Below are 14,115 nucleotides of genomic sequence, written 5' to 3' on the forward strand. Positions count from 1 at the left end.
GATCTCCACGCGCATACCCCAGTATCCCTCGCTACACAGCGCCCTGGGTCCCGCTTAGATTGCCCTGGTGGGTCCGGCCTAAGTTGACATAGCCAGATGCGGCTGCACGAAGCGGTCGCGAACCTGATGCAACCACGAGCATGCGCCGACGTTCAGCCCTGTAGAAGCGCGTGCTTGGAGCGCCCGATAGGGGATCGTCACACGGGCGGTCGCTGCAGTTGCGATAGCGACTGCCTGATGGACGATCGGTCAGAGCAGCGCCCAGCGAAGGCATAAAGGCCACTTGTCCAGACTCTTTGATCCGTCGGGTCTTGCTCATCGTGGAGTCCGCCAGTGATGGACGAGCGAACCGTAACGGTCGGCGACGTCATCGTGCCCGAGTGCAAGGGCGCCAGCGAGGCCGGCTGCGTCTGCGGTCCGCAGAACCGCTCTTGGGGCGGCTTGCTGAAAAAATTCGTCGAAGAAACCTCGGAGAACTGTGCCGGGGGCGAGCAGATGTCCGCCAACGGCGACGTGAACGATGTCGTCCCCGATCCAGGTGGCGGCTGCTTCGGCTGTGGCGGCGAGCTCGACAGCAGCTGTCCGCAGAATGCTCTCGGCGACGCGGTCTCCGTCGGCGGCTACGGCGAGGACCTCTCGCGTGAATTGGGCGATGGCGTTCACGGGGCGAGCCTCGGCGAGGATGTTCTCCCGCAGTTCGCTGATCGGGCCGTAGCGTCGTTCGGCGGCGAGTTCGAGGTCCGTGGCCGGCCCAATTCCGTCTTTTCTGCGGAGCACCGTGGCGACTGCGGTCTGGCCGATCCAGAATGCCGAGCCCCGGCAGCCGAGGAGGTAGCCATTCCCATCGAACAGGCGAGGCTCACCGGAGGGTGGCAGGGCGAGGCAGGCAACGCCGGTGCCGGGCACGAGGGCGACGCCGGCTGCTCCGGACAACGCGCCGTAGTGGGCGGTCACGGAGTCGTCTGCGAGCCAGACGTCCTGCGCGCCAGTCGCCTCGCCGACGAGTCGGCAGATCGCTTCTGCCCGCTCGGTGTCCGGGGGCGCGGTGGTGAGGCCGAGCATCACCCGGTCGGTCTCGGGGTGGCCTGCGAGACGCCACCCGTCGATGATCGCGTTTGCGGTGATCGTGACGAGGTCGCCCTCGAGCCGGCCGACACCCTCGACCTCGATTTGCTGCTCGAGCTCGGAATGCTGCAGACGGGTCGTTGACTGGCCGCCGTCGACGGCGAGGATGCGCGTCATCGTCCCAGCGTCCGATCTGGTGCAGCTGCTCCGCGCGTCGATGCGGTGCTGATCGCGTCGACAAACCAGGTGCTGATGGCCGTCGGGTCGGTGATGGCGGCGCCGACGACGACACCGTGCGCGCCGAGCTTGATCGCGCCGGCGGCGTGCTCCGGGGTGCGGAAGCGGCCTTCGGCGAAGATCGGCAGGTCGAGGGTCGTGGTCAAAGTGCGGACGAGTTCAAAGTCCGGGCCGTCGTGCTCTTCTTGCGTGTCTGCGGTGTAGCCCGAGAGTGCCGTGCTGATCATGTCGGTGCCCGCGTCAGTGGCTGCGAGTCCATCAGCGGCTGTGGCGACGTCAGCCATGACGAGGGCATCAGTGCGCTCGTGGATGGCCGTGATGGTCTCACGCAGCGTTCTGCCGTCAGGTCGAGGGCGGCGGGTGCCGTCGAGGGCGATGATCTCCGCCCCTGCAGCTGCCACGGCGATCGCATGATCGAGTGTCGGCGTGATGAACACGTTGTTGATGTCTTCGGTCTTCCACAGCCCGATCTGCGGAAGGGGTACCTGTTCGTGGATGAGCGCGATGTCGTCGAGGCCTTGCACCCGGACGCCAACGGCGCCGCCGGCGTGGGCCGTGCTGGCGAACTTCGCCATCGAGGCGGAATCGAAAAACGCCTCGCCCGGATTCGCTTGGCAGGACACGATGAGGCCCCCACGCAGAGAATCGAGCAGGGTTTGCTGAGTCGAGTTCATGGTTCGATCTGTTCCTTGTGCCGCCGGTCACAACTGGATCGGCGGATGGCAGGTTCTCGAAGGTGGTGGGCCGGGTCGCCGCCCGGCTTTGTGCTTGGCGGCGACCCGAAGACACATCAGTGTCGCGTGATGGGCTTGCCTTCGTCACTGATGGGGTCGTCCAGCGTCGCCGTTGCTCCCGTCATGGCGTCCCCGGCACGTTCCAGGGTGCCGAGGTGCCCCCGGGCCGACAGCACCGTGACGATGATCGCTCCGATCACGAGCCACGAGAGAGCCACAATCGGTGCCCACGCATTGGTGCCGGTGGGGAGCGGGAAGAGCGTCTTGTACCCGACGTAGAGCAGCAGCAGGCTCGAGGCGATCGGGATGATCAGGTGCTTCAGGGGGCTGTATTCGCTGGGGTAGGTCTTGCGGTAGAGCTTCCACACCGAGACGTTGCCGCTGATGTACACGACGATAATGAGCATCACGGTGACGATCCCGGCGAAAGCGAAGACACCTTGCGTGCCCAGGAGGAATCCGCCGCCGATCGAGACGATCAGCGTGATGAACGACTGGAGCAGGACAGCGTTGGTTGGGGTGCGGCGCTTGGGGTGCACTACGGCCAGAGCCTTCGGCAGCACACCGGAGCGGGCCATCCCGAACAGCACCCGGCTGGAGGCGCTCTGCACGGCGATACCGATTCCGATGACCGAGTTGATGAACGCGATCAACACCAAGACCCACCAGGGTCCCCAGAGGTTCTGCGCGAGTTCGAGGACGGGTGCTCCGTTGGAGATGAAGGAGGCGATGTCGTTCGTTCCCCAGCCGACGAGGACTCCCCAGCCGACGAAGAGGAAGAACGCGATCGCGATCACAAGCGAGAGGATGACTGCGCGAGGAAGCGTCTTGGCTGGGTTGGCGCTTTCCTCGGCGAGGGGTGCGACGGATTCGAATCCGGCGAAGGTGAAGATCGAGAACACCACCCCGAGGAAGAGCCCGTTAAAGCTGACGGCTTCTGTCGGCAGGAAGGGGGCGAAGTTGAAGCCGCCGTCTCCCGGGTTCAGGAGCCCGGTGAGAGCCAGGGCGAGTCCGACGAGGACTTCGAAGGAGCCCATCGCGACGACCACGGCGATGGAGAGTTTCAGTCCGAACAGCGAGATGACGGTCAGCAGGGCACTGCCGGCGAGGGCGATGAGCCACCACGGGAGGTAGAAGCCCGTCGTGCTCTGCAGGATCGACTCGATGATGCCGCCCATGAAGGCGAGGTTGATGCCGGCGCCGATGGGTTCGAACAGCAAGAACGCCCAGGCGACCATGAACCCGGTGCGGGGGCCGATGATTTCGCTCACCCAGCTGAAGTAGCCGCCGGCCGAGGAGCGCTTCTTCGAGAGCTGAATGACAGAGACGGCGACCAAGCTCATCGCGAGCCCGCCGATGCCGATCGCCAGCGACACCGAGGTGCCCGTCACCGCGGCGATGGCCTGGAAGGTGAACAGGAGTCCCACGGCCGGCCCGATGTGGGTCAGGGCCTGCATCAGGACGCCCGGGAGCGTGATGGCGCCCGCCTCGAGCGTGTGCTGCTCGGTGGACCGGGCGCTCACGAGCGCACCTCCCGAACAAGCGGGGCGAGCGTCGGTGGGCCGGCCTCGGTGAGTCTGCGGTGGTCCTTCGCCCTGAGCGCGCTTCGCCCGGTCGACACGGCGAGAGCTCCATTGATCTTCCTGCGCACGACATCTCCTAAGTGGTCGGTACCAGTTGAGTGGCCTCACCATGCCACGAGGTGACAGCGCTGTCAATCCAGGACCAAACTGTTTACATGATCGAAAAGTGGTACGGTCCAATCGTATGAAAATGCCGCCAACAAGTGGCGGCCAACGTCGAACAGCTGGAGGAGCAAGATGCACTACGACTACCTCGCATTGGCGCGAGACACCCTCGACAGGATCACCACCGAGCAGTTGGCCAATGTGGATGCAGCCGTGGACGTCATCGCCGAGTCGATGCTGGCCGGTGGTGTCTTGCAGGCTTTTGGGACCGGACATTCGCGCATTGTCGTCCACGAGATGAGTGGTCGAGCTGGTGGGCTCCTCCCGGTCAACTTGGTCCGGATCAGCGACCTCTCCGTGTACGGCGACCTCGACCCGAAGGACCTCCTGGACCCGACGTTGGAACGGAACCCAGCGTTCGCACAGTCGGTGTACGACCTCATCGGTGCGCAGCGGGCCGATCCATTCCTGATCGTGTCGAACTCGGGCATCAACGGCTCTGTCGTCGAGATGGCCCGGATCGTGAAGGAGAACGGCCACAAGCTGGTCGTCATCACCTCGCTGCAGCACAGCTCCCAGGTGGACACCCGAGCAGCGTCCGGCCAGAAGCTCTACGAATACGGCGACGTCGTCATCGACTCGGGTGCACCGGCCGGTGATGCCGCCCTTGAGCTCGAGGACGGAACGCGCACCGGGGCGATCTCCAACCTCGCCGGCGTCTTCATCGTGCAGCTGCTCACCGAGGGCATCTGCCGCAAGTACATCGACGCCGGAGAGCGCCCTCCCGTCTACCGTTCGATGAACCTCCCCGACGGTGACACCGTCAACCAGGCTTTCGAGGCCCAGTACGCCGGCCGTATCCGACCGATCGAACCGTAGAGGCGCACCGGTGGAGATCATCATCCTGCCCACGCCCGCGGAGGTCGGTCGGGTCGCTGCAGCGAAAATCGCGTCAGTGGTGCAGAAGAAGCCGGCCGCCGTCATCGGACTCGCGACCGGTTCCAGTCCGCAGGTCGTCTACGCGGACCTGCAGCGGCGTGTCGAGGCGGGCGAGATCTCGTTCGCCGAAGCCCGTGGTTTTGCGCTCGATGAGTACGTCGGAATCCCGTTGGAACATCCGGAGTCCTACGCGTCCGTGATCGCCCGTGACGTAATCGGCCCGCTCGGCTTTGACCCGTCTCGGGTGCGAGTGCCGGACGGTCGCGCCGGCGACCTTGAGGCCGCGGCGAGAGAGTACGACGCGGCCATCCGGGATGCCGGCGGCGTGGACGTGCAGATCCTCGGCATCGGGGCGAACGGGCACATCGGCTTCAACGAACCCACCTCGTCGTTTGCATCCCGCACTCGGGTCAAGACCCTTGCGCCGTCCACCCGGGAGGCCAACGCGCGGTTCTTCGAATCGCTGGACCAGGTCCCCGCGCACTGCATGACACAAGGTCTCGGCACCATCCTCGACGCCCATGAGTTGGTCCTGGTGGCCCACGGGGCGGCGAAGGCTGCGGCTGTCGCCGCCGCGATCGAAGGGCCCCTGTCTTCCTTCGTGCCGGGCAGCGCGCTTCAGCTGCACGAAAGCGCCACCGTGGTGCTGGACGAAGAAGCAGCAGCCGGGCTGCAGCTCGCCAACTACTACCGGCACACCTACGACCACAAGCCGGAGTGGCAGCGCTTCTGATGAACCATCTCGGGTCGAACACGACCGCGCCCAGGCGTAGAACGAGCATCGTTCCGATGCCTGGCGGTGTGGCCATCCTTCGAACCCACGCCGGGCAGTCCATTGTGAAGAGTCACGATGAACACGCACGAACGAGAAGGAGCGGCAGGATGGCGCACAAGTACGAGGCGGTCGCTCAGTCGATCCGCTCCACCATCGCCTCGTCCTTGCGCCCCCACGACGCCCTCCCGTCGGAGCGTGACCTCATGGAGGTCCACAACGTCAGCCGGCAAACAGTCCGAGCGGCGATCGCACGTCTAATCGATGAGGGATTGGTCTACAACATCCACGGGTCCGGCACGTACGTCGGTTCCCGCGAGATCTTCTCCAAAGCACCGAAGCTCACCTCGTTCACTGAGGACATGGCCAGCCGCGGCTTTACAGCCTCCTCCCGGGTTCTCTCGGCTGCCGTCCTCGACGCGGACGAGGAAGTGGCCCGGCGGCTGACGATCCCGCTCGGCTCTCCCTGCACAGTGCTTCGCCGGCTCCGCCTCGCGGACGACAAACCGATCGCCATCGAAGAGGCCTACCTGCCCACCGCTGTCCTTGACCTTGACCGACTGCGCCTCGGCGAGTCCCTCTACGCACAGCTCGCCGAGCTCGGACATGAAGTGATCCGGTCCGAACAGGAGATCACTGCAACAGAGCTCGACGAAGACCAATGCAGCCTCCTCGAAGTGCGGCCGGGGTCGGCGGCTCTGTGCGTGCTGCGCGTCAGCTCTTCACGACAGGGACGGCTCATCGAATTCGCGCGGGACATCTACCGAGCCGACCGGTACAGCTTCCGGCTCGCCGTCACAAAAGACGACGGCAAGCGGTCACCCGCAGATCGGACGGAAGCCCAGCACCTCTGGGTCGGCTCCGCTGCAACCCGCGCCGCCGGTTATTCCACGTCCTGACATTTCCCCAGAAAGGGACACGATGGTCAAGCGCCTCCTCGACACCACGGCTCGCGAAGTAGCCACCTACAGCCGTGAACAGATCATCGCTTCGATCGGAGCGAGCGAAGGCCGAGTTCTCGCCGCGGAAGTCATCGCGACCGCGATGGCTGCAGTCCAAGACGTCAGCAACCCTGAAGTCGCAGCCGCAATGGGGGCCGACCTCATCGTGCTCAACATGCTCGACGTCACCCAGCCATCGGTCGACGCCGTCGAGGCGACAAGCCCCGCGGAGGTCATCCGACGGGTCAAGACCCTGACCGGACGCCTCATCGCCGTCAACCTCGAACCAGTCGACCCGAACGCCGACCTGGCAACACAGGACCACTTCGGCTCAGGCGGCACATCTGGTCGACTCGCGACCCCGGAGAACGTCGCCGCGGCCGTCGCGCTCGGCGTCGACGCGATCGTCCTCACCGGCAACCCGGGGATGGGTGTCACCAACGAGTCCCTTGCTCGTGCGGTCGTCACGACTCGCGAAGCTGCCGGGACTGAGATCGTGATCATCGCCGGCCGTATGCATGCCGCGGGCAGCGTCTCGCAATCCGGTGGTCAAATCGTCGACACCGCTGCACTCGAGGCGTTCGTCACCGCCGGCGCGGACGTCGTGATGTTGCCTGCACCTGGAACCGTCCCCGGATGCCACGAAGCACTCGTTCGCAGCTGGGTCGACACCGTCCACGCGGCAGGGGCACTGACCATGACAGCGATGGGCACTTCCCAAGAAGGCTCAGATGAAGACACCATCCGCCGCATCGCCCTCATGGCCAAGATGACGGGCACCGACATCCATCACCTCGGCGACTGCGGATTCTTCGGCATCGCTCTCCCCGAGAATCTGATGGCTTACAGCATCGCGATCCGGGGTCGCCGTCACACGTATCGACGAATGGCAATGTCACTCCATCGATAAAGCGCTTGCTCGTACAGCACGTAGAAACAGGCTCTTCTGACTGCCCGATAGGGGATCCCATTGCGGGCCGCAGGTCGCGGGGTGTTTGGGGTAGTGCGGGGCGTCGGGCGAGTCGGTTTCTTTCAGCGGTTGGTGCGCGTCCAGACCGCAACGACGTTCCGGCCGTCGACCTGTCCCTGGCCGTACTGGAGGTAGCCCCGCCTCTCCGAGGAGACGACGACCGACTCGGCCCCGAGGTCCAGGAGCTTTTGCTCGACCATCGTGGAGTTCCCGGGGCTGTCCGGTAGTTGCTCGATGACCCAGCCGTCGGGCACCTCGACGGCGCCCTCGACGTACTCGATTCCCATGCCCAGCATCGAATGCTCCACGGCCTCCGAGGTGATGACCTTGGCCCCCTCAGGGAAGTCCACCCGTGTCACGGCGCTGATGGTCTCAAGCGGTACGTCGTGGCAGCGCGTGGAGAAGGGGTTGCAGACGCCGTACTCGCCCGGCTCGTTCAGCTTCGTGTTCACCGCGATGATCGCCGCCGCCACGACACCCGCGACGATGAGCCCGATGACCAAGAACAGGCCGACGAGCAGAAGCAACTGCCGGCCGAGGCGGGGCGGGGCGTACTCGTCCATCTGCTCATCCTCGGCGACGGCGCCCACGGACGCGTCCGCCTGGCGCCCGAAAGGGGTGCACCCTGCGGATGAGTCGTCAGCCAGTGGTGTCCCAGGTGAGGAAGACCACCCCGACGAGGACCGGCACCAGGGAGAGCAGGGCGATGATCACGCCACCGACGACGCTCGCTGCCGCTTGTCCATCGCCAGCCAGATGCCCCCGACCACGCCGAGAGCGCAGACGATGATCAAGGTCAGGGAGAACGCCACAGGGGTCCTTTCGAGAGCGTCGATGGCCGGCTACGAGATGGAGATGCCCGGCGCCACCGTCACCAGCAGCACCACGGCACCGAGCAGAAGCGGCACCAGCGATCCGACGATGACCACTACGCCCGCAGCCACGCTGAACTTCGGACTGACGACCTCTCGGTTCCGAATGAGGAACACACCGGCACAAAGACCGATGAGGCCTGCGGTGAGGCACACGAGCGCGAGGATCACGTTGCAGATCCTGTCATGAGATGGCTCGTCGATCGCTTCAGAGGCCGTCCCAGATGGGGATCGCTTACCGATCAGGCCTCAGCCTGACTTGTGCTGGCCGGGCTGGGTCTCGATACCGCAGGATGAAGTCATGGCACCGGTCCCCGACGACGTCATCGAGCGGTTCACGTTGTTCGCCACTCGCGCCGGCGACGAGTTCGGTAGCGCCGTCCGGTCAAGATCCCTCGGTTCCGGCAGCTCGAGGCTGCCGCTGCTTCAGGTAGGCCCGTTCTCGGTCGTCGCGGCTGATGGGCTGGTGATCGACATCGCCCCGACCTCAGGCATGCCCGCCCGGCGGTGGGAGCTGGGCTGGGATGAGTCCGACTTCGCCGAGGCGTGGTTCCTGCTTACGGACCATCTCCTGACCGGGCGCCTCGAGCCTGGCCGTCTCGACGCATTCGTCGCCCGGGTCATCGCCATGGTCGGGCAGGCTGGCGACGTCAAGGTCTCCACCGTTCAGGCCGAGTTCGACCGTGTAGTGACCGTGACCCCACACCGACACGGAGCCGTGCCTTTCGAGGTCCTGGTGATCAAGGACGACTCGGTCGTCGTCAGGGGTGACGACTTCGGCTGGTGGGATCTAGACGGCGACGGTGATGATGGCCTGGTCGAGGCCCTCCGCGTCGTGACGCAGTTCGTGGTCAGGGGAGGCGCCATTCGGAGTACGTGGCGTACGTGTGACCTGCTGGACGTCGATGGCGCTGTCGTAGGCGGCTCGTATCGGGACGGGGCGCATCGGCTGCGTCCTCGTCAGCTGCACTTTCTCCCTTACATGCGTGGCCGCGCTACTGAGACCGTGCACCCGTCTCACTAGGGGATCGTCCAGCGGGCTCGATCAAGTGTTTCAGGTCAGTTGGTCGAGACCGGTGGTGAAGATGTCTGTCAGGGTCCTGGCGTGGTCGCCTGACGGGTCGAGATCAGGGTCGAAGACGGTGATCGAGATCCCTATCGCGTGGGGCGCGAGGTGCTGCAGGAGGGCCGTCAGCTCTGTTGCGGTGAGGCCGCCGGGGTCGGGGCTGTCGACTGCCGGCATGACGCTCGGGTCGAGGATGTCGACGTCGACCTGCAGCCAGTAGCCGGTGTCAGCTATTGCGCGGACGTCTGAGGCGAGCTGTCCTGGTGTCGTGGCCTGCGCCTCCTCGGCCGCGACGACGAGGCCGAGGACGCGGGTGGCCTCCGCTGCTTCTTCGTCGTCTTGGCGGTGGCCGATGTGAACGGTGTGCTGGGGGTCGAAGTACGGGCCGGCGTCGTCGATGTCGGCGATCGTGGGCCAGTGCAGTCCGACCGCGGCCGCGAGGTCCTCGCCGGCGACGCTGGCGCACTCGTCGCTGTTGCCGGGGTGACGGAAGTCGGTGTGGCCGTCCAGGTGGACGAGACCGATGCCGTCGCGTGCGGACGTCGCCAGTCCGATGCCGAGGAGGATGCTGCAGTCGCCGCCGAGGACGAGAGGGGTGTCGCCTGCGTCGAGCAGGGCGGTGATCCGTCTTGCGAGGCGACGAGAGTGCTCGATCATCGACTCCTGGTTGCGGACGACGCCGGAGGGTCGGGTCAGGTCGTCGTCGACGTAGCGGCCGGCGATCACGACCCCAGCGTCTCGCGCGCCTGCCTCCGTTAGCTCGGCCATCAGCCCGGCCTGACGAAATGCCTCGGGTGCCTTGGATGTGCCTGGTGTGCTGCCTGGCCCGGGCGGGCGGAGCCCGAGGTTGCTGGGGGCGGAGAGGATCGCGATCACATGCTCAGCGTGGCAGAGCCCGCGTCGGCACAGTTTCCGTCCCGATAGGGAATCGGGCATCGAACACACCGGCGCTGGGCCGGTCAGAGCGTCAGAAGACTTTGATGCGGAACCGTTCGCTTGCCCGGGCGAGATGTTCGTTGGTGACAAGGATTGGTTCCCCGCTCGTGGCGATGAAATCCGCTGTCCAAGAGTCGTATGGGCTCGGCAGCCACGCCGCGCGGCACCACCCGCCACCGTGTTTGCTTCCGAACTGCACACCGCGCGCCGGTGATCCGCCGAGGACCGGAAGGTGTCGAAGGTGCGCACCGATGGCTGTGGTCACAATTCGGTTCTCACCTCGCAGGACAGCGGTAGTCAGGCTCTTAACGCCTTGCCGAATGAGGACGGGTTCGAGTTGCTCCTCGAGAACTGCGAGCGAGTCGGGGTGCTCTACGTCGATCCACCAGCCGTCTCCCTCGCCGTTGACCTGGTAGATGCACCGATCGACGCGCCACTGCTGGGGGACGGCGCCCATGCCCATGAACTGTTCTTCGTCCCATTCCGCGGACACGATCTCGAGGAAATCGCTCCGAGTGAGACCGAGCTCGGCAGCATCCTTTTCCAGTGGATCTGTTGATGCAAGCTGGCGCTTGAATGGCGACAGGACCTCGGCAAAGGCCGTCTCTGCTTCCCGAGCCAAGTACAGAGTGCGTCCTCCAGAGTCGTATCGCCCCCAGCGCTTTCGCGCTGTTCGGATTGTCCGTTCTGGCGCGGACAGGGGCCCGAACTTAGGTTTGGCGATGCGGAAGGTTGTTTCCCCCAGCTCGGGCACCAAGTGCAATCCAGTTACCGAACATGTCGTTCCCCCGCCCACGCTCAAGCGTCCGGCTGATCACTCAAGAACGCCGCGACAGCCTCGATGACTTCTCTTCCTCTGTCCTCTCGGATCGCAGTGAGGGGGGTGTCCTCGCCAAGAAGAGGGTTGCCGCCAATGAACCATTGGCGAGCGATATGCGCGCTTTCATCAGTGACAAGGGTCGCCCAAGCTCGATGCCCTAGCTGCAGGCGCTGAGTGAATGCCACCGTCGGGGTGGGGCCATCGGGCTTTGCCCACTTCGCTGGCAGTTTGCGATCTCTGGAGCCTGTCAGTGCGGCAACGAGAGTGGGACCCAGCCCGCGGACGAGTTCATCGGCCACTTGATGGATATCCATTCGAGCGGTTTTCGTGTGCTGACCAGTGACTGTGCTTGTAGGCATGGCCCGATCATAGACACATCACCTCCGAGATTGCCCCCGGATTACCCCCGGATTACCCCGCCGGCTCAGAAGGGATGGGCTTGCCGCCCAGTCTGGCCGGACCGTCCGGGCAGTGCGCCTCGCCGCCGCAAGTAGACCCACGGCCCGGTGCCCGGCAACAGATCCCGCTCCGGGACGGCTGCGGGTCGGTTCAGGGTGCTTTGAAACACGGTGGCCCTGGCCGGACACTCTTGAGTGTGAACAACGATCAGGACGACGGCCCCCTCTGGGCTCGGGCTCAACGCGACGAGGGGGCGGCTTTTGCTGAACTCTTCGATCGACACAGGGCTCGTGTCTACCGGCGGGCACTAACCCTGGTGGATGAGCATCACGACGCCGACGACGTCACTGCAGCGGTGTTCTACGAGCTCTGGCGAAAGCGCCGCAGTGTCACTCTTGTCGCGGACTCTCTCCTGCCCTGGCTACTTGTCACGACCGTGAACCTCGGGCGGAACAACCGCCGTGCAGCCGCGAGATACCGCGCCTTGCTGGCCCGCTTACCGCGAAACGACGAGCAGGTACCTCAGAAGGATCTCGAGGACATCGAGTTGACGGACAGGCTCCGCGCCTCACTGCGAGGCCTGTCCTCGGGAGATGCCGCACTGCTCGTGTTGACGAGTCTCGAGGACGTGCCCGTCTGGCAGGCCGCACAGTCCCTGGGTCTCAAGCCGTCAACGGCTCGAGTGCGGCTTCACCGGATTCGGCAACGCCTTCGCGTCGACCTGCATGACCTCAACCCCTCGACAAGCCCGGCACAGGAAGGCGTTCTCTCGTGAACATCGACATGCAACCCGACACCTCCGCCGCAATCCGGGCCGAGCTCGCCGCCATCGGAACCAAGCACAGCGTCTTGCAGCGCCGGCAGCGGCGGACGCGCCTGGCCCGGGCCGCACTCGGGGCGGGCACGATCGCCGTTGCGACCACCGCGGCAGCGCTCTTCGTCGCGGGTGCGCCTGGATCGACCGTGACCGCCGCCCTTGGCGACACGACGACCGCCACGCACACCGGCCCTGCTGTGGTCGATATCGGCCAAGCACCTTCGGCCGCCGGCGCAGTCATCGCCGACATCACATGCCTCTCCGACAGCGGCGTAGTGCAGGTTCCCACCGGAGACGGGAGCACAGCCAGCGCCATTCACTGCTCTCAAAGCCCGACCGGCACGATGCACGTCATCGACGGCCAGCTACCAGCCAGCGGTTCCTCCAGCTTCAGAGTCGATGCGTCTCCGGAGACGAAGTGGCGAATTGTGCTTCAATACGCCTCCACGGCCACGTCCAAGTGGGAGGTCAACGCACGAGGTCAGACCTACGGCATCGAGAACCGGAACGGCCACCCGGACCTCGTCCCATATGCCACGGACAGTGGCGAGCACGGTTGGGCGCTCTGGGATGACGCTCACGGCCAGGAAATGACTGGACCGATCAACATCTACCGAACTGACGGCGTCACGGTCATCGGCGTCGCGACACCCCCAGCGGAGACGCTGCCTGAAGTGCCTCTGCATCAAGGCCTCATCGATGATCTCGACTCGGTGGAAACCGCACCGCCGGTGCCGCCCGCTAGATAAGCGTGCGACTGCAACAAACATGGTGTCCCGATGGACGATCGCTCACTGGGCACCTGGTGTGCCGCGCGTAGTTGTGAGGTGTTCCTCGGCTGCCTACCGTGGTTGATATGAGCTTTCTTCTGACTCGTCTGTTCGTTGCCGCGCCGGAGGGTCAGGCTGTGTTCTTCCCCGCTTCCTACAACTTCGCATGGGCCGCAGCCGTCGCCGCCGTTGTTGCAGGTGTGATCTGGATGATCGTGACGGTCATTCGCTCGCCTTTGACGAGCCTCGCGAAGGCTTTGTGGATCGTAGTGGCGATCGCCTTGCCCCTCGTCGGAGTGGTCGCCTGGTTCATTCTCGGACGAGATGCCAGACGGTCGAGTGCCGGCTCCGCGACCTGACCAAGTCAGTCACGCTCGACCGTTGGCTGTCCCGATAGCCGAACGTCGATCGGGACACCTTGACGCCGAGCTGTCGGACACGGCCAGGTGTTTCATGGTGTGCTAGCCGGATGCGCGTCAGATCAGCGGCCGTCGTCATTCGAGGCGCGAGCCTGCTCGTCATCGACCGACTGAAAGACGGTCGGACCTACTGTGTGCTTCCTGGTGGTGGGGTCGAGGAAGGTGAAAGCCTCCGCGAGGCTTGTCGCCGGGAGCTGCGTGAGGAGACCGGCCTTGAGGCGAACATCGGCGATCTGCTCGACGTGCCGGTGGACAGCGCCGCTCCCGCGGCCTACTTCGCCGCCCATGTGCGTCCTGGGCCGCTGGTGCTCGGTGGCCCAGAGATCCGCCGAGCATCAGAACTGAACCAGTACGAGCCGAGGTGGGTGGAAGTGGCTTCGCTCGCTCAGATCCCGTTGGTGCCGCGAGCGGCAAGACAGGCGGTGCAGCTCGTCCTCGAGGCGCGCGCGAGGTCCACTGGCAGGTGCAGCACATGAGCCGATCGGTACGGGCTGCGCTCCGAACCCTGCCGCTTCTCGGAGAAGACGCATCGGGCCCTCTTGGCTCGGGGCTCCTCTCTTCTGGCGAGCTGGGGAACACGATCCGCGTCCTGCAAGCCGCCCTCAAAGACACCGAGCTGCACTGAGCTTCCGCCACGGCTCCGTTCTGGCCACCCGTAGGGGGATCTTCC

The 14,115-nt window shown here is 65.2% G+C and carries 16 protein-coding genes; 9 read left to right on the forward strand and 7 right to left on the reverse strand.

Going from position 1 to position 14,115, the window contains the following annotated elements:
- Positions 1 to 315: 315 nt before the first annotated feature.
- The 3 genes from EDF50_RS04755 to EDF50_RS04765 all read right to left on the reverse strand — a co-directional run bounded on the left by EDF50_RS04755 (position 316) and on the right by EDF50_RS04765 (position 3,559).
- On the reverse strand, positions 316 to 1,242 hold the full coding sequence (locus EDF50_RS04755; RefSeq protein WP_123518463.1) for a BadF/BadG/BcrA/BcrD ATPase family protein: 927 nt from the start codon (positions 1,240 to 1,242) through the stop codon (positions 316 to 318).
- Positions 1,239 to 1,976 carry an N-acetylmannosamine-6-phosphate 2-epimerase gene (locus EDF50_RS04760; protein ID WP_123518464.1) on the reverse strand — a complete coding sequence of 246 codons (738 nt, stop codon included), beginning with the start codon at positions 1,974 to 1,976 and terminating at the stop codon, positions 1,239 to 1,241. The genes EDF50_RS04755 and EDF50_RS04760 overlap by 4 nt, the downstream gene beginning before the upstream one ends.
- 116 nt (positions 1,977 to 2,092) lie before the next feature.
- A complete protein-coding gene (locus tag EDF50_RS04765) occupies positions 2,093 to 3,559 on the reverse strand; it encodes an APC family permease (RefSeq protein ID WP_158612628.1) in 1,467 nt (488 codons plus the stop codon).
- Between the two features lie 297 nt (positions 3,560 to 3,856).
- Here EDF50_RS04765 and EDF50_RS04770 point away from each other — a divergent pair, with 297 nt between their 5' ends.
- The 4 genes from EDF50_RS04770 (at position 3,857) to EDF50_RS04785 (ending at position 7,286) form a co-directional block, all read left to right on the forward strand.
- A complete protein-coding gene (locus EDF50_RS04770; RefSeq protein WP_123518466.1) occupies positions 3,857 to 4,603 on the forward strand; it encodes a sugar isomerase domain-containing protein in 747 nt (248 codons plus the stop codon).
- A 10-nt stretch (positions 4,604 to 4,613) separates the two neighbouring features.
- Complete coding sequence (gene nagB, locus EDF50_RS04775) at positions 4,614 to 5,396, forward strand: glucosamine-6-phosphate deaminase (RefSeq protein ID WP_123518467.1); 783 nt, start codon at positions 4,614 to 4,616, stop codon at positions 5,394 to 5,396.
- Between the two features lie 149 nt (positions 5,397 to 5,545).
- Positions 5,546 to 6,334, forward strand: a complete 789-nt coding sequence (locus EDF50_RS04780; protein WP_158612629.1) for a GntR family transcriptional regulator — start codon at positions 5,546 to 5,548, stop codon at positions 6,332 to 6,334.
- 22 nt (positions 6,335 to 6,356) lie between these two features.
- Complete coding sequence (locus EDF50_RS04785) at positions 6,357 to 7,286, forward strand: haloacid dehalogenase-like hydrolase (protein WP_123518469.1); 930 nt, start codon at positions 6,357 to 6,359, stop codon at positions 7,284 to 7,286.
- Between the two features lie 122 nt (positions 7,287 to 7,408).
- Here the strand turns inward: EDF50_RS04785 and EDF50_RS04790 are convergent, their stop codons facing one another.
- Together EDF50_RS04790 and EDF50_RS04795 are read right to left on the reverse strand one after the other, a co-directional pair.
- Positions 7,409 to 7,909 (reverse strand): hypothetical protein, encoded by a 501-nt coding sequence (locus EDF50_RS04790; protein WP_148076757.1) that lies wholly within the window; start codon positions 7,907 to 7,909, stop codon positions 7,409 to 7,411.
- A gap of 279 nt (positions 7,910 to 8,188) precedes the next feature.
- Complete coding sequence (locus EDF50_RS04795) at positions 8,189 to 8,389, reverse strand: hypothetical protein (protein WP_123518471.1); 201 nt, start codon at positions 8,387 to 8,389, stop codon at positions 8,189 to 8,191.
- A gap of 130 nt (positions 8,390 to 8,519) precedes the next feature.
- On the opposite strand from EDF50_RS04795, the gene EDF50_RS04800 reads away from it, so the two are divergent.
- On the forward strand, positions 8,520 to 9,242 hold the full coding sequence (locus EDF50_RS04800) for a hypothetical protein (protein WP_123518472.1): 723 nt from the start codon (positions 8,520 to 8,522) through the stop codon (positions 9,240 to 9,242).
- Positions 9,243 to 9,272: 30 nt separating this feature from the next.
- Here the strand turns inward: EDF50_RS04800 and EDF50_RS04805 are convergent, their stop codons facing one another.
- Positions 9,273 to 10,220 (reverse strand): arginase family protein, encoded by a 948-nt coding sequence (locus EDF50_RS04805; protein ID WP_233570346.1) that lies wholly within the window; start codon positions 10,218 to 10,220, stop codon positions 9,273 to 9,275.
- A gap of 31 nt (positions 10,221 to 10,251) precedes the next feature.
- The gene (locus tag EDF50_RS04810) at positions 10,252 to 11,016 is read right to left on the reverse strand and encodes an RES domain-containing protein (protein ID WP_370453966.1); all 765 of its coding nucleotides are present in this window, start codon (positions 11,014 to 11,016) and stop codon (positions 10,252 to 10,254) included.
- 619 nt (positions 11,017 to 11,635) lie between these two features.
- On the opposite strand from EDF50_RS04810, the gene EDF50_RS04820 reads away from it, so the two are divergent.
- The 4 genes from EDF50_RS04820 (at position 11,636) to EDF50_RS04835 (ending at position 13,921) form a co-directional block, all read left to right on the forward strand.
- A complete protein-coding gene (locus EDF50_RS04820) occupies positions 11,636 to 12,214 on the forward strand; it encodes an RNA polymerase sigma factor (protein ID WP_199738632.1) in 579 nt (192 codons plus the stop codon).
- Positions 12,211 to 13,005: a hypothetical protein gene (locus EDF50_RS04825; RefSeq protein ID WP_123518477.1), complete on the forward strand. Its 795-nt coding sequence runs from the start codon at positions 12,211 to 12,213 to the stop codon at positions 13,003 to 13,005. The genes EDF50_RS04820 and EDF50_RS04825 overlap by 4 nt, the downstream gene beginning before the upstream one ends.
- A gap of 107 nt (positions 13,006 to 13,112) precedes the next feature.
- The gene (locus EDF50_RS04830) at positions 13,113 to 13,385 is read left to right on the forward strand and encodes a PLD nuclease N-terminal domain-containing protein (protein WP_123518478.1); all 273 of its coding nucleotides are present in this window, start codon (positions 13,113 to 13,115) and stop codon (positions 13,383 to 13,385) included.
- A gap of 110 nt (positions 13,386 to 13,495) precedes the next feature.
- Positions 13,496 to 13,921, forward strand: a complete 426-nt coding sequence (locus EDF50_RS04835) for an NUDIX domain-containing protein (RefSeq protein WP_123518479.1) — start codon at positions 13,496 to 13,498, stop codon at positions 13,919 to 13,921.
- Positions 13,922 to 14,115 lie beyond the last annotated feature (194 nt).

The sequence above is a fragment of the Frigoribacterium sp. PhB24 genome (assembly GCF_003755185.1).
Classification (GTDB): Bacteria; Actinomycetota; Actinomycetes; order Actinomycetales; family Microbacteriaceae; genus Frigoribacterium.